This window comes from Roseibium porphyridii (assembly GCF_026191725.2).
In the GTDB taxonomy this organism is placed as follows: Bacteria; Pseudomonadota; Alphaproteobacteria; order Rhizobiales; family Stappiaceae; genus Roseibium; species Roseibium porphyridii.
The window spans coordinates 3,930,922-3,954,360 of sequence record NZ_CP120863.1; the positions used below are offsets into that span (position 1 = coordinate 3,930,922).

Below are 23,439 nucleotides of genomic sequence, written 5' to 3' on the forward strand. Positions count from 1 at the left end.
TTTATGGACCGGAAATCGCGAGCCGGTCAAGGCAGCAAATATCGCGGACCTCCAAAACGTGACTACCGTGACGTTGGCGCATCACCTGACTTGTTTTAGACTGAACCTACCGGGAATCAGAGGGGGTATTCCTTTGGAAAGCTTTTCATCATTTCGATTTGACTTCAAAGTCCTGATATTGGTTCTGGGACTGGGCTTGCCGCACGGCGTTCAAGAGGCTCTTGCAAATGCCGAGGCACCGGCAACCGAAGAGACGCAGATTGTCCCGCAGCCTCAGATGCTTGATCCTCAAACGCTGATTGCCAAGGCCATCCAGGCCGCCATGGTGGATGATGATGAAAGTGGTCTGTTTTTCTACTACGGAGAACGTGCGTTCGCTCCCGTCTGGTTCACCGAAAACGGGCTGACCGAGAATGCGCATCTCGTCATCGCCGCGATGGCCGAGGCCAATGACCATGCGCTCAATCCAAACAATTACGGCCCTATTGAGCTCATTGAACGATCTGAAACCTCTCAGACTGCAGATGAATGGGCCGCGTTCGACTTGGACCTTTCCCGTCAGTTTCTGCGATATGCCACCCACTTGTCCTCGGGCAGAGTGCAGCCCAATGCAATCAACAAGGCGCTGAACCTGTTTCCGGACAAACCGGATTCAAAAAACCTTTTTGAAAATGCCGAGAAGGCAGTCGACTTCAGCGCTTTTCTGGAGAGCCTTGCGCCCCAGTCAGATAATTATGCCCGATTGAAACGCCGGCTCGCTCAATACAGGGAAAAAGCCGCAAATGGAGGCTTCACGCAGATACCGGATGGTGAAGTCCTGAAGCCGGGAATGACTGACCCTCGTCTCGAAGCTCTTCGTCAAAGGTTGATCGAAGAGGATGTTCCCGGCGCTGAAGAGCATACTGGAGATCTTTACGAAGGGGTGCTGGTCGACGCAGTCAAAACCTTTCAGGAATATCACGGCCTCGATACGGATGGCGTCATCGGCAAGAACACGCTTGCCAGGCTCAACACGCCAATTCAGGAAAAGCTGATCCAGATGGAGCTCAACATGGAGCGCCGTCGCTGGATGCGGGACGATCTTGGCGAGTTCTATGTCTTTTCAAACCTCGCCGACCAGAATCTGAAAGTGGTGCGCAATGGAAAGACAATCCACACCGCCAGGGTGGTCGTCGGCAAGCCCTATCACGCAACGCCGGTCTTTTCCGACCAGCTGGAATATATCGAGATCAACCCGTTCTGGAATGTGCCTTATTCCATCGCAACGAAGGAATACCTCCCCAAGCTGAAGCAGAACCCCTCTGCCCTGACCAGCAAGAAAATCAGAATATTTCGGGATGGTACTGAAATAGCCCCGACGCAAATTGCCTGGAATGGTTATTCGCGCGGCAACTTTCCATTCCGGCTGCGGCAGGACCCAGGCGATGGAAACGCCCTTGGCCGGATCAAGTTCATGTTCCCGAACCGGTTCAACATCTATATCCACGACACGCCGTCCAAGTCCTTGTTCTCACGATCCGAGCGCGCGTTCAGTCACGGCTGCATCCGGGTCTCCAACCCCTTCGGACTAGCCGATGTGCTGCTCGTCGACAGCGCCGTCAATCCGGGACACTGGGAAACCGTGAGAGACAGTGAAAAACGAACTGTCATCAAGCCGAAGGTGCCCATAGAAGTGCATCTGACCTATCTGACGGCCTGGATGAACAAAGACGGGTCAACGCATTTCAGAAAGGACATCTACGACCGCGACAAGGTTCTGCTGGAAGCGCTTCGAACAGCGATGACAAAGAACCTCTAAGCGCTTAAGCCACTGAAAAGAAAAATCTAATTCAGTGTTTACGAAACTGAACGGTAGCTGAATGTGACACTCAGCATGGGTTCAAGGCCACACGCCTAATCTCCAGTCAATCGATACGGATTGCCATCAGGAGATACCCATGTTGAACCGCCTCTTTGTCATCATCTTTCTGGCCATTGTTTTTGGCGGCCCATTTGCAGCCATCGTTGTAATCACTGACGGCACCAAAGCATTCGGTCAGGAAATGCAGCAGAAAAGCATGTGCTGGATGACGGGCACAGGTTGCGGCAACGGCAATATCATTGTCACGGTAGCCAGCCGCATATAAAAAGCACCTGCACTGCTTTGGCCGAGCTCCTCGCTTGCAGTGCGATCCTTTGTTTGGCAAGGTTATCTCATGGAATACAAGGCACTAGAAGACAAAGCGGAATCTGCGGCGGAATTTCTAAAGATGATGGCATCCGCGCCGCGCCTGCTGCTGATGTGCCTGGTCCTGGAAGAGGAACGTTGCGTCAGCGAGTTGGCGGAAAGAACCGGGTTGCGAATGCCAACGGTCTCACAACAACTGGCCTTGCTGCGCACACAAGGATTGGTAACCACCCGGCGCGAAGGCACTACGATTTACTATCGGCTGGCAAGCGAACCGGTCAAAGACATCATGGCCATGCTCTACAAGCATTTTTGCGCCGATGCCGACCTTCCGGTCGCCAAGCATCTTGAAACGCTTGACGCAGACTGATCCGCGCCAAAGCCAACTGTTGTCAATGTCAGTCGTTCAGGTAATCACCGCAGTTTGGCGGCGTTTGATCCCCCCAGGGCATGAGCGGCACCGTCGATGTGGAATTTTTCGGGCTGCCTTCAATCAGCTTGTCTGAGTAGACCAGATAGACCAGAACGTTTCTCTTTGTGTCACACCCTCGAACGATACGCATCTTCTTGAACATGAATGATCGACGCTGACGGAACATTTCCTCGCCCTGCTCGAAGTTTTCCTTGATCGTTACCGGTCCAACCTGACGACAGGCCAGAGAAACATCGGAAACCTCTTCCGCAACACCCAGCCAGCCTGACACGCCGCCCTTCTCCGGCACCGTGAAGTGGCAGGCAACGCCATCCACCAAAGGATCGTCGATTGCATAGGTCGCAAGCTTGTGATCCGGGGTCAGAAATTTCCAGACGGTCGATTTCTTGAAGATCAAATCGGGGTCGTCGTCAGCGAACGCCGAGCCCGCGCCGTAGACACAAACGGCAAGTGCAAACGCGGCGGCTGTCAAAAAACGCATTGATATTCTCCAGATCCTAGGAACGCCTCACATGTGGGTGTCTCACAAACATGATCAAGCGCTAAACAGAGAAAACGCGCGCTTGGCCAAGCGCGCGTCACACTCAATGAGACTATTTCTCTTGCCGGTATCAGCGCACGTTTTCCAGAACCTTTTCCTGGTTTTCGCCATCGCCTTGCTGTGAGACAGCTGGTGCCTCATCGTTTTCTTCAACAATGTCGTCCGCAGAAAGGTCCAGATCTTCGCCATCGGTGTCTTCGGCAGCTTCAAGAACCAGAGACGCCGCAAACTCATTGTCGGTCACAAGCTCGGACTGCCCCTCTTCGGCTGCTTGGTCTTCCAAAGGCCGTTCGGTGGTCTGATCCTCGTCAGCAGCATCAGACTGCTCAGTGGCCGTCGCCTGCTCATCGGAAGCAGCGGCACCCTCTGCCGGTTGCGTGCCACCCAAAGCATCGACCAGATCCGCACAACGCTCAAGTGTCCAGATTTGCGGCTGATCGAGCCCCAACGCCTCGTCATAGGCGCGCGCAACATTGAATGGCAGGTGAAACTCAAAGTTCTCACGCGACCCGAACTGAGGCGCCAGCGCGTCTTTGACGGCGAGATATGTGTCCCGAAGGCCCAGGCTTTGCTCAACGCATGCGGACGCTGCATCGCGAAGTGTTATAACGAAATCCCTCGTCATTTCTACGGCGGTTGCAACAGCAGGACCACCCTTGGCAGATTTTCCTCGTCCGGGCATCAGTGCATTCGGTCGGAACGCCGTCACACGATCGAGCGCACGTGGCCAATCCGTCAGGTGGGCATCCCCGCAATACGGCACGCTTGTTTTCTGGACCAAATCGCCTGCAAAAATGACTGAACTCTGCGGGACCCAGGCGACCATGTCGCCCATGGTATGACCGCGGCCAAGATGCATAAGGCGAACTTCCATACCGCCAAGGTCGATCGTCATTGAAGACGCAATCGTCATACTGGGTTGGATGACCGTGCTGTCTTTTGGCAAGTCTGAAAACAGAGCAGCGTCGCGGTCGCGCAATACGCGGATATCATCTGATCCCCGCGTATCGATCATACGTCTTGTCAGGTCGGATGCAACAACATCCGCCGGCTCGAAAGCTGTTGCCCCAAGCGTGCTATCGGCGTGAAAATGGGTCAGAACAACCTGCTTGATAGGCTTGTCCGTCAGCTCCCGAATTTTCTGAAGTACCTTCTCGGCAAGTGCAGGTGTCGCCTGTGGGTCCACGACAAGAACACCGCGTTCACCAATGATCACACCCGTGTTGGAACAACCGTCGGCGCTAAATGCATAGCAGCCTTTTCCGAGCTCTTCGAACCGGTCATTGTTCCCCGGAACAGCCTCGGAAGGGTTCCTGATTTCCACCATAGCGGCCTCGCTTTCCTGCCAGCTGAGTGTCGGCGCTTGCGGACTTCCCGCATCCGATCATGCGCTTTAACTATTGACTGTAGCGTCTCAGCTTACGTCTCTGATTCGCAATTTCGCCCCCACCGAATCCTTAACTATTCCCTCTTTATCAACAGATAGCTCCACGCATTTGCCGCATTTTCACTTCGTTCGCGCAAGCTCTCCGCCACACTTGCTTACGCAACTTGTAATTTTCTGAAGAAGCTTCGACTGTCTTTGCCGAAAACTTCAATTGATTATACTTGCTAGACACAGAAAATGGCCGGATCACGGCAGACCAATTCTGGCCGCAAAACAGGCTTAACGAATTTCGCAGGGCGATATCGCGATCATGTCAGACCAATCAAAGCAACCGCAGCATGATCCGGCTTCACCTGATGAGGATCACCCGGTTCTGAAGCTGCGTCAGTTTATGCCTTATCGTCTCAATCACCTTGCCGAGACGGTCAGTCGATCCTTTTCGAAGATTTATGCGGACAAGTATGGGATCGGAATCCCCGAATGGCGCGTGCTTGCCACACTGGGCGAACACGGATCCATGGCGGCCCGGGATATCGGCCGCGAAACCTCAATGCACAAGACCAAGGTCAGCAGGGCCGTTTCCGCGCTTGCGGAAAAAGGCTTCCTGGAACGCAACCGAAGCAGCGGCGACCAAAGGGAACACCCATTGCAATTGAGCAAAAAGGGGTTGGCACTTTATGAAGACATCGTCCCCAAAGCACTTTCCTATTCAAAAGGTCTCCTAGATGCGCTGACTGCGGACCAGAAAGCGATGCTTGAGGATATTCTCGACCGGCTCGCGCTCGCTGCCGATCCAACTTCAATGGACTGAGGATCGATCAAAAACCGTCTCAAGCATTAACCTAACGTGAGAGCTTTCGTTGCTATTGATTGGTGTTGCAGCAATAGTGTTGCCGTAGGCAATAGCTGACACGGCGTGAGGTTGAACGCTGCTGGGGATGGGTCATGAGACTTTGCCGAAACGCCAAGTCCGGAAACGTTTTGCGCACGCTGATTGTGTGCGCAGCCTTCGTCCTGCCAGCACATGATGCAATAGCCGCCAGTTGCGCAAGCCTGAAATCGGAACTGCGGCGTCTGGAGTCCGGCTCGGGCAACCAGAGCGCTGCCGCACGGAAATGGAGCGCGGCGAAGCAGCAACAGCAAAGTGCAATTTCCGCAGCCGAACGCGATGCCCGATATTTCAACTGCGCCCGGGGCAACAACCCCAATTGCGCTGGTTTGAACAGCAAGATCAAACGTATGAAATCCAACCTGGCCAAGATCGAAAGGCAACTGTCCAGGTCCGGTGGTGGTTCGGTGAAGAACACAAAACGCATTCGGCAAATCAAGGCCGCACTCACCAAGTGCAATCGACCCGCCAATTCTCGCGAAGCCAACAGAAATACGAATGCTGGTGAAAACAAGCCCAGGAACCTGTTTTCGCGTTTGTTCAATCCACAGACACGAGCAGAACCTGTCGCGGCCCATTCGGGCGACCGTGACATCCGTGCCGTGCGCCGCAAAGCGAGCACCAACTTGAGCCGCTCGCGCATTCCAACCGGCGGCACATTCCGGACGTTGTGTGTGCGAACCTGCGACGGTTATTTCTTTCCGGTCAGTTTTTCGACAGGAAAGAACCAGTTTGTGAATGATCAGGCCCGATGCTCTGAGATCTGTCCTGCGGCCGAAACCGAACTTTACGTCTACCGAAACCCGGGCGGCGATCAGGCGCAAATGATGTCATTGGCCGGCGATCTTTATGCCGAACAGCCTTTTGCCTACCGTTACAAGTCCGAATATGTCGAGGGCTGCAGTTGCCGTGCGACCGGACAAGCCAAAACGCCATCTTCCTGGACAGAGTTGTCTACCGGGTCTGGCAACCGCATATTTTTGTCCGACATCAGTGCGGGTCTTCCACGCCGTACCTTACAGCCGAGCCGTGGCGGAACCTATGAGGAAGACGCAAACGCCCCCTCTCCGCTTGCCCGTACGCCGCTGCGCAGAGCCCACCTGCCTCGCTTTGAGGATCCGGATACGCTTTTCAATCTGGAAAAGGGCTTTGACGTCACCGTTTCTCTAAACCGTCTGTCTGACGCACAAGGCACGGCTGGCGAGCAACTGGCCAACGCCATCCAAACCAAAGACGGGCTGCCGGTGCTCTCCATCCGGGCCCGTTTGGGCGAAGACGATGAAGATGACGGCACGTCGCCTGTGTTCAGAACACATGACGACGGTTTCAGGCCGGTTCAGGACAGTCGCAAGGAAGCTGTCAGGGTAGTCGGTCCAGAATATTTTGTCGCCCAATAAGCGGCAGCAATGCCTTCATGTCTGGACCGTGATCCATCCCCGTCAGCACGCGGCGGAGCGGCATAAAAAGTCCACGCCCCTTTCGGCCCGTTTCCGCCTTCAGGGCTGACGTCCATGCGCCCCAGCTGTCTTCCGTGATGTCGCCGTCCGGCAAGAACTCCTTCGCTTTCGCAACGAATTCAGCATCATCGTCTTCGACCCGGCTTTCAACGGGACCGACAACGACCTGCCAATAGTGACGGGCATCCCCAACAGTTTCACAGTTTCCGCGCACAGTTTCCCAAAAGACCGCGCTTGGGCGAATACCCAGGTTTACCAATCGATCCTTCACAGCCTCAAACGGCAGCTCATGGACCAGTCTGGCATTCAGTCCCTTTAGCTCCTCGGGATCGAATTTCGCAGAAGACTTAGACACACTGGTAAGATCGAACTTCTCAACAAGCACTTCCATTGTCGGGACCGGTTCAACGGCTTGGCTGGTGCCGGTCAGAACAGCAAGAGAGGCCACTGCCATTGGTTCCAGGCCCTCTTCCCGCAAAGACCCGATAGAGAGTGCACCTTTTCGCTTGGACAGGCCTTCCCCATCCTGCGTGGTCAATAGATTGTGGTGACCGAATATTGGTGGTTCGGCTTTCAAAGCCCTGAAAATCGCAATCTGAACGGCAGTGTTCGAGATATGGTCCTCGCCTCTGAGTATGTGAGAGACGCCCATTTCGATATCGTCGACAATGGATGTGAACGTATAAAGGTAAGAGCCGTCTGCACGGATCAGAACCGGATCGGACATGGATGCAAGATCAACAGCCTGGTCACCTCTGCACAAGTCCTTCCAGGCAACATCGGTCCGCTTGGTTGAGAACGGGTCACCATCGTAATTTGGCAACAGGAAGCGCCAGTGCGGCTTGCGTCCTTCCGCTTCCAGGGCTGCCCGTTCTTCAGCACTCTGTTTCAGTCCAGAACGGTCATAAACCGGCGGTCTTCCAAGCGCGCGCTGCCGCGAACGCCTGCGTTCCAGCTCGTCTGGAGTTTCGTAACAGGGATAGAGTAGGCCCGCGTCTTTCAGCGTTTGCGCAGAAACATCATAGGTCGACAGGCGATCGGATTGCCGCTCGATGCGGTCCGGATCTATACCGAGCCACCGAAGGTCCTTTTCGATCGACTCCGCATATTCCTGCTTTGATCGCACCGTATCGGTATCGTCAAATCGCAGTATGAACTGGCCACCCATCTTTTGGGCAAAGAGCCAATTGTAAAGGGCGGGACGGCTGTTGCCGATGTGAATGTGGCCCGTCGGGGACGGCGCAAAACGAACAGTTACAGTCATGCGGACTGAGTTAACTTGGCAGCTTCCCGGCGGCAACCCCTAACTGGTGCAAGCCACATAAATGAGGCCCTTGCCGCATCGTGTTGTGGCAACCAAATCCGCAACTTTCGTGCAAGATTTGCTTTGTTGAACCGATCACAGGACCGCTCCAGAAGGCCGTTGAGGTTCTTTGGCCCATCAAGTTTAGATCGCCCTGCGCTCCGGCCGGTAGGCCTTCGCCATGGTGGCCAGAACACCGCAAAAGACTATGCAGTAGAGCCCTGCCGCCATGATCTGCAGATCGAAGGAAATCCCTCGATCGATCAACCATCCCATCAGCCCGGGACCGGCAGCCGATGCAAACACCATAAAGGCGAACGCCACAGACCTGATCGCACCCATGTGAGTGGTTCCATAGACTTCGGGCCATAGTGCCCCTACCAACGTGCCGTTGAAGCCGTTGGAGATCCCGACCAGACCCAAAAAGACAAAGGCTGCTGCTGGCGCATGAAAGAACGCAAGCACAGCACAGGCAATTGTCAGCGGCATAAGCGTGAATGGCAAAAGCTGGCGTGCGGAATAGCGGTCTATCAGCGGACCGATGACGAGCGCCGCGCAGACAACGCCCAAAGCCATGATGACGAAGGCACTGGCGAACACCTCAAGAGACCAGCCACGCAGCTCCACTAGATAGACCTGGTGAAAGAAAATTGCCGTGCCAATAAACGCGGGTGCGTTGACACCGAAAGAAACCAACCAAAACCTGAGATCGCGAAGGACTTCAGGCCGTGTCCACTGCCGCCCTTCCGGCCCCTTTTCGGCAACTTCCTTGGCGCTCGGCACTCTGTCCTTTGCAAGCAGTGTCAGTATCACCGGCATGGACACTACGATCAGCACGAGCGCGGAAACAGTCCATGCACCGCGCCAACCGAACAGACCGCTCAAGGCAACAAAACAGATCGGAAAGAGCGCTTCTGCCGTCGGGAACCCCATCGTGGCGATTGAAACAGCCCTGCCTCTTTGTGCGGAGAACCAGCGTCCCGACGCTGTGATCGCCGTGTGCGTCATCATTCCCTGCCCGCAAAGGCGAAGCCCGTAGAACGCAACAAAGATCATCCAGACAGTCGCTGTGTTGGCCATCAGGACACAAAAAAGCGCAAGACCAACCATCACGACGGCGGCAATCCGCTGAACCGGGAAATGATCGAGGCTCTTGCCCACATAAGGCAGTGTCAGAGCACTGCCCAATGTTGCAAACATGTACAAAAGACCGATGTCACCGTGGCTGAGACTGAATTCTTCCCGCAAGGAACCGGCTGACAGGGAAATGAAAAACGTCTGCCCAAAACCGGAAAACACAGCCAGCAAATAGGAAGCCGAGAGCCAACGCGCGTTGTCACGCAGGAAACTGAAATAGCTCATGAAGCCTGCCAGGCAGAAAGGTGCGGAACCGGCCTCAGGTGCGGTCCCGGAACCTGTTGGTAATTGGGTAGCGGCGGTCCTTGCCGAAATTCCGCTCCGTGATCTTGACGCCGGGAGGCGCCTGACGCCGTTTGTATTCGGCGATATAAAGCAAGTGCTCGATCCGGTGGATCAACGCTCTGTCATGACCGCGTTTTTCAATGTCGCTAACAGACATTTCCTCTTCGACCAGACACTCCAGAATGTCATCCAGGACGTCATAAGGCGGCAAGGAATCCTGATCGGTCTGGTTTTCACGAAGTTCAGCGGTTGGAACCTTGGTGATGATATTGGAGGGAATGACCTCCCCGCCGGGGCCCTGCAGCCCTTTCGGCAGGTGCGCATTGCGCCAGGCCGACAAATGATAAACCTGCGTTTTATAAAGGTCCTTGATCGGATTGTAGCCGCCATTCATGTCGCCATAAAGGGTCGCATAGCCGACCGACATTTCCGACTTGTTTCCAGTCGTCATGACCATGTTGCCGAATTTGTTGGAGACGGCCATCAAGATGACGCCACGCGCCCGTGACTGTAGATTTTCTTCTGTCGTGTCTTCACGGGTTCCGCTGAAAAGGCCGGAAAGAGCAGACGTGAACCCTTCCACGGGTTCTGCAATCGGGACGGTGTCATAGCGGATGCCAAGTGCTTTGGCACATGCGGCTGCGTCCTCGATGCTTTCCTCGGACGTATACCGATAAGGCAGCATGATCGCGTGCACCCTGTCAGCCCCCAGCGCATCCACCGCCATGGCTGCACAAATGGCGGAATCAATACCGCCTGACAGTCCCAGAACGACGCCCGGGAAGCCATTCTTGTTCACGTAGTCACCAAGACCCATCACGCAGGCACGCCAATTGGCCTCATCCAGATCCGGCAATTTGGCAAATTCGCCTTTTTCACAAGCCCAGGTGTTACCGGTCCTCGTCCAGTCGCTGATGCCGATGCCGGGTTCAAACTGTGGCATTTGAAACGCAAGACTTCTGTCCGCCGCCAAAGCAAAAGATCCGCCGTCGAAAACAAGTTCGTCCTGCCCACCGAGTTGATTGCAATAGATCAGTGGCAAATTAGTCTCGACAACGCGGGCAACGACTACCTGCATACGCTCTTCGGCACGATTCTCCCAATATGGAGACCCGTTTGGCACCATCAAAAGCTCAGCGCCCGTTTCTTCGAGGCATTCGCAGACTTCGTCGTTCCAGATATCTTCACAGATCGGCAAGCCGATGCGAACACCTCTAAAATCGACCGGGCCCGGCAATGGACCTGCTGCGAAGACGCGTTTTTCGTCAAAAACGCTATAGTTCGGCAGGTCGTACTTGTAACGGACGGCCTTGATTTCACCCGCATCCAGAAGCGCGACTGCGTTGTAAACCTTACCGTCGTCAGCTCTCCAGGGTGTACCAACCACAAGCGCTGGCCCACCGTCAGCTGTTTCCTTTGCCAGCGCCTCCGCAGATTCCATGCACCGGCTGACAAATGCAGGCTTCAACACAAGGTCTTCAGGCAAATAACCGGCAAGAACCAACTCGGAGGTCAGAACGATATCCGCCTTGTTTGCAGCGGCCTCGGCTCGAGCCTTTCGAACAAGGTCCGTATTTCCGGCCACATCGCCAACGGTCGGGTTCAGCTGCGCGACAGCCAGTCTAAAACGATCAGATATCATGGGAGCAATGCCAGGAAGTGTCATTCACCCAAGATGTAGCCTGAAGAACGCCACCTGTCTATCTGATCTCGCGAACCTTTATATGTTCTTTGGTCCTGAGACGTCCGACAAGCAGATCACTCTTGCAGATGCATTGAAAGAGTTCTGACCTTTGCATCCTCGGCGTGAAACAAAGAGAATGACGTTTTCCGCAGGCCTCTTGGCTTGCTCGCGTCACGTCTGATCGGTCTTGATTTCGACACACCACCATTTCGGCCGACCGCTTCGAAACGAATGGCCGGTTGGAACGAGGTCTTGTTTGGCGGGTTTGTCAAAGGCCCCGAGGAGCAGAGCTATTGTCGGCGCGTCATCGATAGCACCTAATGTGCTGCCGCACTTTTGGCAAAATGCCCGGGAAGAAATCTCTGATGATCGATACGTGGCCGGTTGACCACCCGGTCCTGTCCAAGCGACTGCCTTACTTGGAAATTCGACCCACGCCGCGGTGAGAGCTCCAGTGTGCTTGCGGCACATTTGGCAAGAACAGGTATGAGGGTTCAAGGCCGGACCAGTGACTTTGAAACGGATATTGCCGCACAGGCAGCCCCCGGTATACACAATTGCCCTTGCCATCTACTTTTTCCTTTCCGGCCCATATCAAACTCCAGGGGCTACATTCGGATGTAGATTTTCCGGAACTCAGCGCAAGAACGCATGCTCCGTTGGCACCGGATTTCTCGAACCTAATACGAGGTGATTGCGAGAAGATGGTTGCGTTTTGCTATGTGAGGAAAGGATGTCGGTTTCTGCTTAAAGCAGTGCCAAGCCAGAGGCGTCAAAATCCTCATAGGGCTGTGCCGGCGGCGCTTCGGCTTCAGGAGTATCTGACAGATTGAGTTTCCGATGGAGTTTTTGGTGACCCGGTCCAAGAACTCCTTTGGATCGACCGTTCAGATCCTGGCGTTCCAGTGTTTCGCCAATATGATTGTACAGAACGGCGGGTGAAACCGGCTTGGCAACAAATCCATGAATACCGATACCAACCGCCTCCAGGATCGTAGCGCGTTTGGCATGGGCGGTCACAATCAAAACCGGTGTTGTGCTGATGAGCGGATCTCTGTCACCTCTCAGGATGCGCAAAAATTCATTGCCGCCAAAGGGGCACATGACCCAATCGCACAGAACAATGTCGGGCTTCCGATCCACGACCAGTTCCAAGGCCTCTGCACCGTCACTTGCTTCGAAGGTGGCGCGAATTCCAAACCCAGTCAGGATTGAACGCATGATTGCACGCATGTGGGCATTGTCTTCAGCAATCAGACAGGAAATCTTTGAAAGATCCCACCGTTCGCGCAAAGCCATCTCCCCCACAACTCGACAATCAACCCAACCGGCAATCAAAATCCACCCGGTTGTACTCAATCCCTGAAGCGCCCTGTCTCCTCGCCGGAACGTGGCAACGAGAGAAACGCCTCAAATGCAGGTATGCCCCTGGAGCGTTAAATGAGGCTTACCAAATCTGTGCCCTGCCGCGTTTTTTGTGCTTTGGAAACGAAAAGAGGCGGCCGAAGCCGCCTCTTGATAACGTTGCGTTAAGGAACAGGTCCGATCAGGCGCTTGCCGCCATCGGTTCGGCTTGCTTGTCGTCGCGTTCCTTCTTCAGGTTTTCCGCAATGAGGAAAGCCAATTCCAGAGCCTGATCAGCATTCAGCCGCGGGTCGCAATGTGTGTGATAGCGATCGCCAAGCTGTTCTTCGGTCAACGCTCTTGCTCCGCCGGTACACTCGGTCACATTCCGGCCTGTCATCTCGACATGGACACCGCCTGCGTGGGTGCCTTCAGCGCGGTGAACAGCAAAGAACGCTTCCACCTCTTTCAGAATCCGGTCGAATGGACGGGTTTTGTAGCCGCCAGCGGACACAGTGTTGCCGTGCATCGGGTCACACGACCAGACAACGGATTTGCCTTCGCGTTCCACTGCCCGCACCAGCTGAGGCAGGTGGTCGAACACCTTGTCGGCACCGAAGCGGGCGATCAGCGTGAGACGGCCAGGTTCATTGTCCGGGTTCAGAACGTCGATCAGTTCCAGCAATCCATCCGGCGTCAGGGACGGGCCGCATTTCAGGCCAATCGGATTTTTGATGCCGCGGAAGAATTCCACATGGGCATGATCCGGCTGGCGGGTCCTGTCACCAATCCAGATCATGTGACCGGATGTTGCGTACCAATCGCCAGATGTGGAATCGACACGGGTCAGCGCTTCTTCGTAACCAAGCAGCAGAGCCTCATGACTGGTGAAGAAATCCGTTCCACGCATTTGAGGAACCGTATCGCCGCTGATACCGCAAGCGCGAATGAACGCGAGCGATTCCGCAATCCGGTCAGCCAATTCCTTGTAACGGTGCCCTTGCGGACTGTCGGAGACAAAGCCCAGCGTCCATTGGTGCACTTGATCCAGGTTGGCAAAGCCACCCTGCGCGAATGCGCGCAGCAAATTCAGCGTAGCAGCTGACTGCCGGTAGGCCATGGCCATACGCGTCGGGTCCGGGATCCGGCTTTCGGACGTGAAGTTGATATCGTTGATGATATCTCCACGGTAGCTCGGCAACTCTATGTCGTTCTTCTTCTCGATATTCGACGAGCGCGGCTTTGCGAACTGTCCTGCAATACGTCCAACCTTCACGACAGGTTGAGCGGCGGCATAGGTCAGAACAACTGCCATCTGCAGAAAAACGCGGAAGAAGTCACGGATGTGATCTGGATGATGCTCAGCAAAGCTCTCCGCACAGTCTCCGCCCTGAAGAAGAAAACCATTACCGGCCGCGACATCTGCGAGCTGTTGCTTCAGTGCACGCGCTTCACCTGCAAAAACGAGCGGCGGATAAGTCGACAGGCGCTGTTCAACATCCGCCAAAGCCTCTTGATCCGGGTATTCCGGCACCTGCAAGATCGGCTTCGATCTCCAGCTGTCCGGGCTCCACTTCTCCGCCATCATTCCTACTCCTCATTGGACCTGCAGGTTCTTTCCATTTGGCCAACCTGACAGTCCACGACAAATTCGTTCGTTTTCGCTTGCCCAAATCGTGCAAACGTGCGGCCTTATACACGCCAAGTGCCGATTATGCCACAGGGCATTCCGCCAAATTTCAATGGAATTCCGGTTCGATTTTCCAAGAAATCCTGGCCTGAATTATCGCGAGCCTTGAGGCGGATCATGGCGCGGCACCCAAATAGCGCAGAACCTGAGCAAAATTCAGGACACTTCCATGCCGCAGCCAAGTCTCGAACACAGCCACCGGCCCTCAGATATCTCCGTCCGCCTCGCAGCCGGTCCAGACACCAGCTATTTGCGGGATTGGATCTATGGCGGGATTGATGGTGCCGTAACGACCTTTGCAATCGTTGCCGGATCCGTTGGCGCGAACCTCTCAACGAAAGTCATCCTTATCCTTGGAATTGCAAATCTGCTTGCAGACGGGTTTTCCATGGCCGCTGCCAATTACAGTGGTTCCAAGTCCGAAAACGAGGACTTTCAGCGCTTGAAAGCCATCGAGGAAAAACACATCGAGTTTGAACCGGACGGTGAAAGGGAAGAACTGCGACAGATCTTTTCCGGCAAGGGGTTTTCCGGTGATGACCTTGAAGAGATCGTGCGACTAATCTCCTCAAACCGGACCACATGGATCGAAACCATGATGCAGGCCGAATACGGAATGTCGGACGCCATGCGCAACCCGCTCAAGGCAGCCCTTTATACCTTTGCGGCGTTTGTTCTCTTTGGTTCGATCCCGCTGGTTCCCTTTGTCCTGCCGTTTCCAGCCGATGCCGTTTCAGCAACGATCCTAACGGCGATAGCTTTCTTCGCGATCGGGTCTTTCCGGGCGAAGTGGTCTCAAAGGCACTGGATGTCCTGTGGAGTGGAAACAATGGCAATCGGCATGTTGGCGGCTGGTATCGCCTACCTTGCAGGTCATGGTCTGCAGACCTGGCTTGGCTAGGCCGGGCGCATAAGGTGTTTAACAGGCCCGTTTCAGGACTGCATATATTCAACGCCCTTGTTGGTCAGCTTCTCGTCCACGAGAAGCGCAAGGTCCTTCTCAAGCCGGATGCTACGCGGATAATGCGGTTTGTGCCGGTCGTAGAGCACAGGGGCCTGCCATCCGTCAGTCGTTTCCAGGAAGTGGTCGATCCCCTCTTCACCCCAGATCCCGTAGTAGCCTGCCAGCACACAATCCAGGTAGCTCTGCAGAATGGGATGAGTGTCGTTCCCCCACCTCAGATGCTCCGGTGTCGCCTTGAAGAGAAAAAGATCGGCAGGGCCAGGCTCGTTCTTTGCCTCACAGGCAAAAGCGGTTCCGATTGCCTCGACCTTTTCGTAGCGGCGTTCGCGATGCTCCAGTTGAGCTAGGCCCGCTTTTGCCTCACGCGCCATTACGCCCCAGATTTCGCTACCTTCCTTTTTGCGAACGCTCAAGGCACATCGACCTTGGCCGTCTTCACCAATGCCGCAAACCCGCCATTCGCGGACCCAGCCGCTCAGACGACCAGGCGTCACCTCCATTGCAGCGGGAATGGTGTCAACATTGACGAGAGAGCCATAACCAAAATAAGTGATTGTCATGATGAACCGGTCTTGAGTCTACAGATTACTCTTAGTGCTGCATGAGGGTTGCCATGATTGTCCCTTCCCTGTCTCAACAAGATGTCGAGCTCTTGCGGGCAGACACACCCGGTGTAGGCCAGCTGATCCACTTTAACAATGCCGGTACGGGTCTGGCCCTGCAAACTTCGCTGCATGCTGTCAAACAGCATCTCGACCTTGAGGCTAAGATCGGTGGCTATGAAGCTGCGGCTTCGGCAAAGGCTGAACTTGACGGTTTTTATACGGCACTTGCCGCGCTGATCGGCAGCAAGCCGCATGAAATTGCCTATGTCGAAAACGCAACCCGCGCCTGGGACATGGCCTTTTATGCCATAGACTTCCGGGAAGGCGATCGCATCGTGACCGGGCGTGCGGAATATGTGTCCAACTACGTTGCCTTTCTCCAGATGAAGCGCCGCAAAGGTATCAAGATCGACATTGTAGAAGATGACGCAGACGGGCAGATCGACCTCAAGCAGCTTCAGTCTGCCATCACGCCGAGAACCCGGTTGATCGCTTTGACTCATATCCCGACCTTTTCCGGCCTGATCAATCCAGCCGAAGACGTTGGCGAGATCGCGCGCAAGGCCGGTGTCCTGTATCTGCTGGACGCGTGCCAGTCGGCTGGCCAGATACCGCTCAGCGTCAGTGAAATCGGATGTCAGATGTTGTCCGGTACCGGTCGAAAGTATCTGCGAGGGCCTCGAGGCACAGGATTTCTCTACGTCAGCGACCAGGTGCTTGATCAACTCGACCCACCTTTCGTCGACCTGCAATCGGCTGAATGGATCGACGAAAAAACGTACCGGCTCGTACCTGGTGCTCGAAGGTTCGAAACCTGGGAAAGATATGTCGCAGGGCAAATCGGTCTGGGAGTTGCCACCACATATGCCATTGGGTTCGGCATGGAGCGTATTGGCAATCGCATCTGTGCTTTAGGCGCACAATTGCGCTCTGAACTTAAAGGCATCACCGGGTCCAACCTCCATGACAAAGGCGCCAGAAAGGGCGGTATTGTGACCTTCACGCTTGAAGGCGAACCAGCGGAGCAAACCAAATCCCGACTGTCTGAATCATCGATCAACGTCTCGGTCAGCACCGCGAGTTCGGCACGCATAGACCTGCCCGAACGAGGGCTGGATTCGGTCGTGCGCGCCTCCCTGCATGCTTATAATACTGAAGATGAAATCGAACTCTTTGTTAAGGCTCTTCGAAGAATTGGGGAGAAGTCTCCCAGAAAATAACCTCAAGGGCAGACAGTTTTAAGTCTTGGAGGCTAGTGTTGTTTCGTTTTTAACGTAACAGGTGACCTGCCTTTGCTTGGCAAACGCAAAAATGACAGCGCTCCGCACAGCCTTTCTTCCACCGGATTAAATGCCGGGCGGAAAATAACTGTCTGGATTTACGGGTTAGCAGCACTGCTCATCGTGTTGTCTGCAGCCTCGCTGACATTTATTGCCCACATGGCCTGGCGTGAAGCCGATCGTAAGGCGCTGGAAAGCGAGCAAATGCGCATGGACGCAATGCTCAAGGACATTCACTGGCAGATTGGGCGCGATCAACTGTCTTTGGCGCAGTGGGACAAGACCTTCAACGCCGTGCAGGCCCCACTCGACAAGGAATTCATCAAAGACGAACTCGTCGAATACCTTTGGGAAGACTATGTGCTGGATCGTACGTTTATCGTCCGCAAAGACGGGATGTTGATTGCAGAGGCTGTTGAACTGGAAACCAGGTTCGAACCCAAACAGCTGCCCCCCGACAACCTTATAAGAAAGCTGGCAGATCAAACACGAGCTGCCTTTGAGGCCAAGCGCGGTGAGTCAGGATCCGTCTTTTCAGACTGGTACATGCCGCAATCGGTTCTTCTGGACCTTTCAGCTGCAACATTTGCCCTTGTGGACGGCACGCCCGCGTTCCTGAGCGCCATGCCCATTCTACCAGATGACGGCCAGGTGCAGCTGAATGAGGACTATCCACTCGTTTTGGTGAATGCCGCCTATTTCGATGAAGACTGGATCGCGGAAATCAACGACCAGCTCTCTTTCAAGGATCTGCATTTTCAGCTTGGGATGCCGTCACAGGATGATGTGCGCAATCATCTGGTAGTGGCAGCCGACGGTTCGGTGTTCGGATACTTTCGATGGGATCATGCCAAGCCGGGTCGCGAGATATGGGCGGCTGCCCTCCCCTTGATTTTCGTTCTTGCAACTCTGATCGCCGTTGTCGCTTTCGCTGCGGCGAGCAAGATCAGCCGATTGTCGACGTCGCTGGAGGAAAGCGAGCGGAAAAACCATTATTTTGCCAGGCATGACGCCTTGACCGGCCTGCCGAACCGACATCATTTTTCCGATTGCCTTGCCTTTGCCCTAGACAACTTGCCCGACCGACCGTTCGCGATATTCACGTGCGACTTGGATCGCTTCAAACCGGTCAATGACACTTACGGCCATGAGGCCGGCGACAAAGTGATCTGTGCCGTCGCAGACCGCCTTCAAGGTCTCGTCGCAGACAAAGGTGTTGTCAGCCGGATCGGCGGTGATGAATTCATCATTCTGGTGACGAGCCTCTCTGACAAACACCCGCTGCAGCTCTTGGCAAATCAGCTCAGATCCGCCGTTGCGCAACCGTTTGATATCGGCAATGGACAGCAAGTGGAAATCGGCATCTCTATCGGTATTGCGACGGCACCAGACTGCGGCGCTACGGAAAAAGACCTGATCCGTCTCGCGGACATGGCTCTCTATCGCGCGAAAGACAACGGCCGAAATGCCTTTGAGTTTGCCATGGCTCCATCCGCGCCTGACGCGGGAGACATGTCGGGTTTCACCACCCAATCAAAGCTGCACTAAGTTCAATCCTTTCACCTTTATCCGTAATACTGGCAATGTGATCAGAACTGAAAATTGCATAAACTCATTGATACTACTTGTAAATTTCAATTTTTCCGCACGTCTTATTAAGCAATCTCTGCTTAGAATTTCATCACATACAGCAACCCATGGCGTTCATCTTGGTTGATGGTGCCAAACAGGATCAAGGTGTGAGCGAGCCTGCCAATAGATACAGCGACCGGACCTGGAAAGTTCCGCGGCAGCAGATATCGCGACTGGCCTTCCTGCTGGCCGGGCTGCTTATCGCTGTGACTGCGGCGTCGCTCGTGTTCGTAGGGCTGGTCGCGTCTCACGCATCGAACCGGCAGGCCATAGACAATGAACAGCAATTGTTCGACGGCGCTCTTGCTTACCAATTGCGGACAATTGTACGGGAACAGATCAGTGTTGCCTCATCGGACGAAGCTGTGGCGCGTCTCGTCAACTCTCTGGATCCGGTTCATATTCAGCGTAGCTTCGATACGCTTTGGACCGACTATCGGCACAACAAGGTGGTGCTGATCTCCGGTGGCGGTGAGGTTCTGGCAGAGTCCTTTGATGACTACATCCACATTATCCGGCGCCCCGTTGCAGAAACGCCAGAACTCCAAACTGTTCATGAAAAGCTGAAACTGCTTTATCAGCGAAACCGTGTCCGTGTCCCTGGCGGTTTCGGACACAGATCCTTGCAAGGTGTTGACACGAGCGAATATGCGCTAATGGGTTTCACACGGATCGACGGCAAACCGGCCATTTTTGGAGCCATGCCGATTGTTCCGGACAAACATGCGCAAACTCTGCCGGACGGCCCTCCAACGATCCTCTTCTCTGCCCGCTATCTGGACAGTTTGCTGTTAAAACAGCTGAATGCCCAACTCCGGTTTGAATCCTTTTCCTTCGTTGAAGGCAGTGACCCGGGCGCTCGGGAACCTTTTCACCTGGTCTCAGACCCTAACGGTGAACCAGTCGGCACCTTCAAGTGGGCTAGCCAGACCGAAGGAACGTCCATTTGGCCAACGGTCATTCCGGTGATTGCTGTTCTGAGCGTTGCTCTTGCCGCACTTGCATTTGGAATCGCGTGGCGCATCGGACAGCTGACGAGCTCCCTTCAAGCCAGTGAGCAGCAGAACCGGTTTCTTGCCTTGCATGACACGTTGACCGGGCTTGGGAACAGACTGCAGTTCAACCGATCGCTCGAAGCGTCTGTCGAGGCCTTACCGGATCAACCCTTTGCCGTTGTCCATTGTGACCTCGACAAGTTCAAGGCGGTCAACGACACCTTCGGTCATGCCGCGGGTGACAAGGTCATCAGAACCATTGCAGAGCGTCTGCAGGACATCATTGCAGAACGTGGACTTGCCTGCCGCATCGGCGGAGACGAGTTCATGTTGCTCTACAAGGGAACGCTCACTCGCGCTGGGTTGACGCGTTGTGCGCAGGCAATGATCAGGGCTGGAAATGAGCCGATTTCCCTGGACGCCACAACATCTGCTCAGATCGGCATGAGTGTTGGGATTGCGATTGCGCCTGAAGATGGCGCGACATTTGAGCAGCTCGTCGCAAGGTCCGATGCCGCACTTTATCATTCCAAGAAACTGGGACGCGGCAGATACTCGTTCTTTGAAGAAACTTTCCTCAAGGAAGAAGAGACCAGTCAAGTGACAGGTCAGGAGCGTGCACGCCGTCAGGTTCGACGATCCGGAACCGGCCCGGCGGCGTGAAGACCGCCGGGACTTCTCTTTTCAAAACTATGACAGAACGCGATCAGCCCCGGAGCTGTTCTGTCGGCTCACGCATGGTGACCAACTCTTCCGCTGCGGTTGGATGTACGGCAATAGTCCGATCGAAATCAGCCTTTGTCGCCCCCATTTGCAGTGTAACGCCGAGAATCTGAGCCAGTTCTCCGGCGTCCGGTCCAACCACATGCACTCCCAACACTTTCTGTGTCTTTGCATCGACGATCATCTTCATGAGCATCTTCTCGTCGCGCCCGGACAAAGTGTGCTTCATCGGCCGGAAACTGGATTTGTAGATATCAAGATCTGGCGTTTTCTCGAGCGCCTGTTCCTGTGTCAGTCCAACGGTTCCCATTTCGGGTTGGGAGAACACGGCTGTCGCGATCAGGCTGTGGTCGACCGTCCAGGCATTGCCGCCGAAAACGGTGTCTGCAAAAGCATGACCTTCCCGGATAGCGACCGGCGTCAGGTTGGCCCGGTTGGTAACGTCGCCGACAGCGTAAATCGACGGGACGCTTGTCTGCGAGTCATCACTCACCTTGATGGCGCCAATCTTGTCCATTTCAACGCCAGCCTTTTCAAGGCCTAGGTCGCTGGTGTGCGGACGACGTCCGATTGCAAACATGATCTGACCGGCCTGGAGGCTGCGCCCGCCCTTGGTTTCGCCGACCAGCGAGCCGTCAGCCTGTTTTTCGATCTTGGAAAAGGTGTCATTCAAAATGACGTTGATACCTTTCTTTTCCATCTCTTCACGAACAGTCGTTCTCAAGTCACGATCAAATCCACGAAGGATCTCCTCACCGCGGTAGATCAATGTGGTGTCGACACCAAGACCATTGAAAATGCCGGCAAATTCGACCGCAATATAGCCACCACCCGCAACCACGATCTGGTCCGGCAATTCACTCAGGTGAAAGGCTTCATTGGACGTGATGACATGTTCCACACCCGGAAGGCTGGTATCAACATTGGGTGATGCCCCAACGGCGATCAGAATATACTTGGCCGTGATGGTCTGACCGGTTGAGAGCAGACGAACCGTGTGAGCATCTTCGACAACCGCGCGGCTGTCGTGTATGTCCACATCGGTTCTTTCCAGATTGCGCCGATAAATGCCTTCAAGCCGGGAAATTTCCTGGTCCTTCGCGGCAATCAACTTGGTCCAGTCAAAACTGCGCTCGCCAACCGACCAACCGAAGCCTTCCGCGTCTTCAAACTCCTCAGAGAACTTCGAGGCATAGACAAAGAGTTTCTTCGGGACACAGCCGCGGATAACGCATGTGCCGCCGTAGCGATACTCTTCTGCGATCCCGACACGGGCACCATGGGTCGCCGCGATGCGCGCCGCGCGCACACCGCCGGACCCGCCCCCGATGACAAACAGATCGTAGTTGTATTCAGTCATCACAGCCTCTTCATTCTCAGCCTTGTCGGCTTTTGCTCTTTTGTTTCATTCGGTGCGCAGATAAGCGGTCGGATTTTTCAAACAAGGCCCGGCGCAGAAACGGACAAATGCCAACGAAGAGAGTTGCACGCAAACCCAAACGATTTGGGCCGCGTTCGCGGCCCTTCACGTCAGCCAGAAGGCAGACGTCAAATCATCGTGTAGTTCATGTGTCCGCTCGATACCGGCCGGCACTCGAGGGCACACGGGCTCACTGAGCGCTGTCGATACGCTCGAGCTCTTGCTGGACCAGTGTCACCATTTCGGTGGACAGGGCATCCTGCCATTCGCGAGCAGAAGCAACCGACTTGGACGTGACAACCGGGATCGAACGGGTCAGTTTCTGTCCAAGATCAGTGCTGTAGAATTCAGCAAGCTGATTGAGTTCTTCTTCCGTGAAACTCTCGGCCCACAGCGTATAAACTCTCTCGTTCAACAGAGCGCGTTTTGGTGCCAGTTGCAGTGCGATCTTCTGGGTAACGTCGATGACGTCCTCTGCACGCGTCGGCTGCGCCTGAATGAAGGCAGTTCGGGTCTGCTCCGCCAGCAACGGCAGGATGTCATCAAACGGCTCCAGCATCCTGGTGGCGATTGTCACCTTTTTTGCCGCTGCCAGATGGCTCTCTGACGGACCATCCTGTGCAAGCGCGGCCGTCGACAGGCAACCGGTAGCCATCATGACTGCGCCCAGAACAGCTGCCCGCGGGAATGATTTGATTAGCTTCATTTTTTTACTCCTAGGCGGCTTCCTCATGAGCCTGGAAAGCCATTTCCATACTACTTAGATGGGCAAGACGGTCTTTACCCCATCTGTGCCTGCCACGTAAGCCTTTGTTGCAAGATCGATGAAAAGACCATGTTCGACCACGCCTGGTATGGCAACCAGGCGCGTGGCGAGAGCCTTCACATCGGAGATTTTTTCAAGGTGCGCATCTAGGATAAAATGGCCTCCGTCGGTCACGAACGGTTGTGAAGCACCTCCTCGCAGCACCAATACGTCCGGAAGTCCCAGATCGCTCAGCACCGTGACAATTGCCCGCCGCGTTGCTTCCAGTCCAAACGGAACCACTTCTATCGGCAACGGAAAACGCCCAAGTGCGTCAACTTCCTTGCTGCCATCGGCTATCACAATCATGCGCTCGGATGCTGCCGCCACGATTTTCTCACGCAGCAATGCGCCTCCCCCGCCCTTGATCAGCGCGAGTTCCGGATCGAATTCATCAGCACCGTCAACGGTCAGATCGAGCTGAGGCATTTCATCCAGAGTGGTCAGTTTGATGCCCAGCTCGGTTGCAAGATCTCGCGTGCGTTCGGACGTGGGGACACCGACAATGTTGAGTCCGCCAGCCACACGCTTTGCAAGCGCTTGAACAAAAAACTCGGCCGTTGAGCCCGTTCCAATACCAAGCCGCATTCCCTCGGTAACGTCTTCTGCCGCGCGTTCGGCAGCTTCCTGTTTAAACTGATCGCTCATTACCTGTTCCTCCGGTCAACGCCCGTTGCGGTGCATGTCGACCGGCCGTC

General features: G+C 54.8%; 21 protein-coding genes. 9 read left to right on the top strand and 12 right to left on the bottom strand.

The window, feature by feature from the left end; all coding sequences use genetic code 11:
- Positions 1-133 precede the first annotated feature (133 nt).
- The 3 genes from K1718_RS18170 to K1718_RS18180 all read left to right on the top strand — a co-directional run bounded on the left by K1718_RS18170 (position 134) and on the right by K1718_RS18180 (position 2,537).
- A complete protein-coding gene (locus tag K1718_RS18170) occupies positions 134-1,798 on the top strand; it encodes a L,D-transpeptidase family protein (protein WP_265681300.1) in 1,665 nt (554 codons plus the stop codon).
- A 139-nt stretch (positions 1,799-1,937) separates the two neighbouring features.
- Entirely contained in the window at positions 1,938-2,126 is a 189-nt protein-coding gene (locus K1718_RS18175; protein ID WP_152502297.1) for a sugar transporter, read from the top strand.
- 69 nt (positions 2,127-2,195) lie between these two features.
- Positions 2,196-2,537, top strand: a complete 342-nt coding sequence (locus tag K1718_RS18180; protein ID WP_265681299.1) for an ArsR/SmtB family transcription factor — start codon at positions 2,196-2,198, stop codon at positions 2,535-2,537.
- A gap of 28 nt (positions 2,538-2,565) precedes the next feature.
- Here the strand turns inward: K1718_RS18180 and K1718_RS18185 are convergent, their stop codons facing one another.
- Both K1718_RS18185 and K1718_RS18190 read right to left on the bottom strand, forming a co-directional pair.
- Complete coding sequence (locus K1718_RS18185) at positions 2,566-3,081, bottom strand: CreA family protein (protein ID WP_152502299.1); 516 nt, start codon at positions 3,079-3,081, stop codon at positions 2,566-2,568.
- Positions 3,082-3,211: 130 nt separating this feature from the next.
- Positions 3,212-4,468 (bottom strand): MBL fold metallo-hydrolase, encoded by a 1,257-nt coding sequence (locus K1718_RS18190; protein WP_265681298.1) that lies wholly within the window; start codon positions 4,466-4,468, stop codon positions 3,212-3,214.
- Between the two features lie 370 nt (positions 4,469-4,838).
- Between K1718_RS18190 and K1718_RS18195 the strand changes: the two genes are divergently transcribed.
- Both K1718_RS18195 and K1718_RS18200 read left to right on the top strand, forming a co-directional pair.
- Positions 4,839-5,339 (top strand): MarR family winged helix-turn-helix transcriptional regulator, encoded by a 501-nt coding sequence (locus tag K1718_RS18195; RefSeq protein ID WP_265681297.1) that lies wholly within the window; start codon positions 4,839-4,841, stop codon positions 5,337-5,339.
- Between the two features lie 134 nt (positions 5,340-5,473).
- Positions 5,474-6,814 (top strand): DUF2865 domain-containing protein, encoded by a 1,341-nt coding sequence (locus K1718_RS18200; RefSeq protein WP_265681296.1) that lies wholly within the window; start codon positions 5,474-5,476, stop codon positions 6,812-6,814.
- Here the strand turns inward: K1718_RS18200 and gltX are convergent.
- The 6 genes from gltX to K1718_RS18230 all read right to left on the bottom strand — a co-directional run bounded on the left by gltX (position 6,777) and on the right by K1718_RS18230 (position 14,212).
- Complete coding sequence (gltX, locus tag K1718_RS18205) at positions 6,777-8,138, bottom strand: glutamate--tRNA ligase (RefSeq protein WP_265681295.1); 1,362 nt, start codon at positions 8,136-8,138, stop codon at positions 6,777-6,779. The two genes, K1718_RS18200 and gltX, sit on opposite strands and share 38 nt — an antisense overlap.
- A 183-nt stretch (positions 8,139-8,321) precedes the next feature.
- Positions 8,322-9,539, bottom strand: coding sequence for an MFS transporter (locus K1718_RS18210; protein WP_265681294.1), 1,218 nt, complete (start codon positions 9,537-9,539; stop codon positions 8,322-8,324).
- Between the two features lie 34 nt (positions 9,540-9,573).
- Positions 9,574-11,241, bottom strand: a complete 1,668-nt coding sequence (locus tag K1718_RS18215; RefSeq protein ID WP_265682533.1) for an NAD+ synthase — start codon at positions 11,239-11,241, stop codon at positions 9,574-9,576.
- Positions 11,242-11,454: 213 nt separating this feature from the next.
- Entirely contained in the window at positions 11,455-11,853 is a 399-nt protein-coding gene (locus tag K1718_RS18220; RefSeq protein ID WP_265681293.1) for a GFA family protein, read from the bottom strand.
- A gap of 177 nt (positions 11,854-12,030) precedes the next feature.
- On the bottom strand, positions 12,031-12,582 hold the full coding sequence (locus tag K1718_RS18225) for a response regulator (RefSeq protein WP_152502305.1): 552 nt from the start codon (positions 12,580-12,582) through the stop codon (positions 12,031-12,033).
- 247 nt (positions 12,583-12,829) lie between these two features.
- A complete protein-coding gene (locus tag K1718_RS18230; protein ID WP_265682531.1) occupies positions 12,830-14,212 on the bottom strand; it encodes a class II 3-deoxy-7-phosphoheptulonate synthase in 1,383 nt (460 codons plus the stop codon).
- 274 nt (positions 14,213-14,486) lie between these two features.
- On the opposite strand from K1718_RS18230, the gene K1718_RS18235 reads away from it, so the two are divergent.
- Positions 14,487-15,218, top strand: a complete 732-nt coding sequence (locus K1718_RS18235; RefSeq protein WP_152502306.1) for a VIT1/CCC1 transporter family protein — start codon at positions 14,487-14,489, stop codon at positions 15,216-15,218.
- A 32-nt stretch (positions 15,219-15,250) separates the two neighbouring features.
- On the opposite strand, the gene K1718_RS18240 is transcribed toward K1718_RS18235, so the two are convergent.
- A complete protein-coding gene (locus K1718_RS18240; RefSeq protein WP_265681292.1) occupies positions 15,251-15,841 on the bottom strand; it encodes a gamma-glutamylcyclotransferase family protein in 591 nt (196 codons plus the stop codon).
- A 53-nt stretch (positions 15,842-15,894) separates the two neighbouring features.
- On the opposite strand from K1718_RS18240, the gene K1718_RS18245 reads away from it, so the two are divergent.
- From K1718_RS18245 to K1718_RS18255, 3 genes are all read left to right on the top strand, one after another.
- Complete coding sequence (locus tag K1718_RS18245; protein WP_265681291.1) at positions 15,895-17,106, top strand: aminotransferase class V-fold PLP-dependent enzyme; 1,212 nt, start codon at positions 15,895-15,897, stop codon at positions 17,104-17,106.
- Positions 17,107-17,289: 183 nt separating this feature from the next.
- Positions 17,290-18,714, top strand: a complete 1,425-nt coding sequence (locus K1718_RS18250; RefSeq protein ID WP_265681290.1) for a sensor domain-containing diguanylate cyclase — start codon at positions 17,290-17,292, stop codon at positions 18,712-18,714.
- A 149-nt stretch (positions 18,715-18,863) separates the two neighbouring features.
- Positions 18,864-20,456 carry a sensor domain-containing diguanylate cyclase gene (locus K1718_RS18255; protein ID WP_265681289.1) on the top strand — a complete coding sequence of 531 codons (1,593 nt, stop codon included), beginning with the start codon at positions 18,864-18,866 and terminating at the stop codon, positions 20,454-20,456.
- Positions 20,457-20,499: 43 nt separating this feature from the next.
- On the opposite strand, the gene gor is transcribed toward K1718_RS18255, so the two are convergent.
- From gor to rpiA, 3 genes are all read right to left on the bottom strand, one after another.
- Complete coding sequence (gene gor, locus K1718_RS18260; protein ID WP_152502310.1) at positions 20,500-21,876, bottom strand: glutathione-disulfide reductase; 1,377 nt, start codon at positions 21,874-21,876, stop codon at positions 20,500-20,502.
- Positions 21,877-22,126: 250 nt separating this feature from the next.
- Positions 22,127-22,642, bottom strand: a complete 516-nt coding sequence (locus K1718_RS18265) for a DUF2059 domain-containing protein (protein ID WP_209006625.1) — start codon at positions 22,640-22,642, stop codon at positions 22,127-22,129.
- A gap of 54 nt (positions 22,643-22,696) precedes the next feature.
- Positions 22,697-23,389, bottom strand: a complete 693-nt coding sequence (gene rpiA / locus K1718_RS18270; protein WP_265681288.1) for a ribose-5-phosphate isomerase RpiA — start codon at positions 23,387-23,389, stop codon at positions 22,697-22,699.
- Positions 23,390-23,439: the final 50 nt, after the last annotated feature.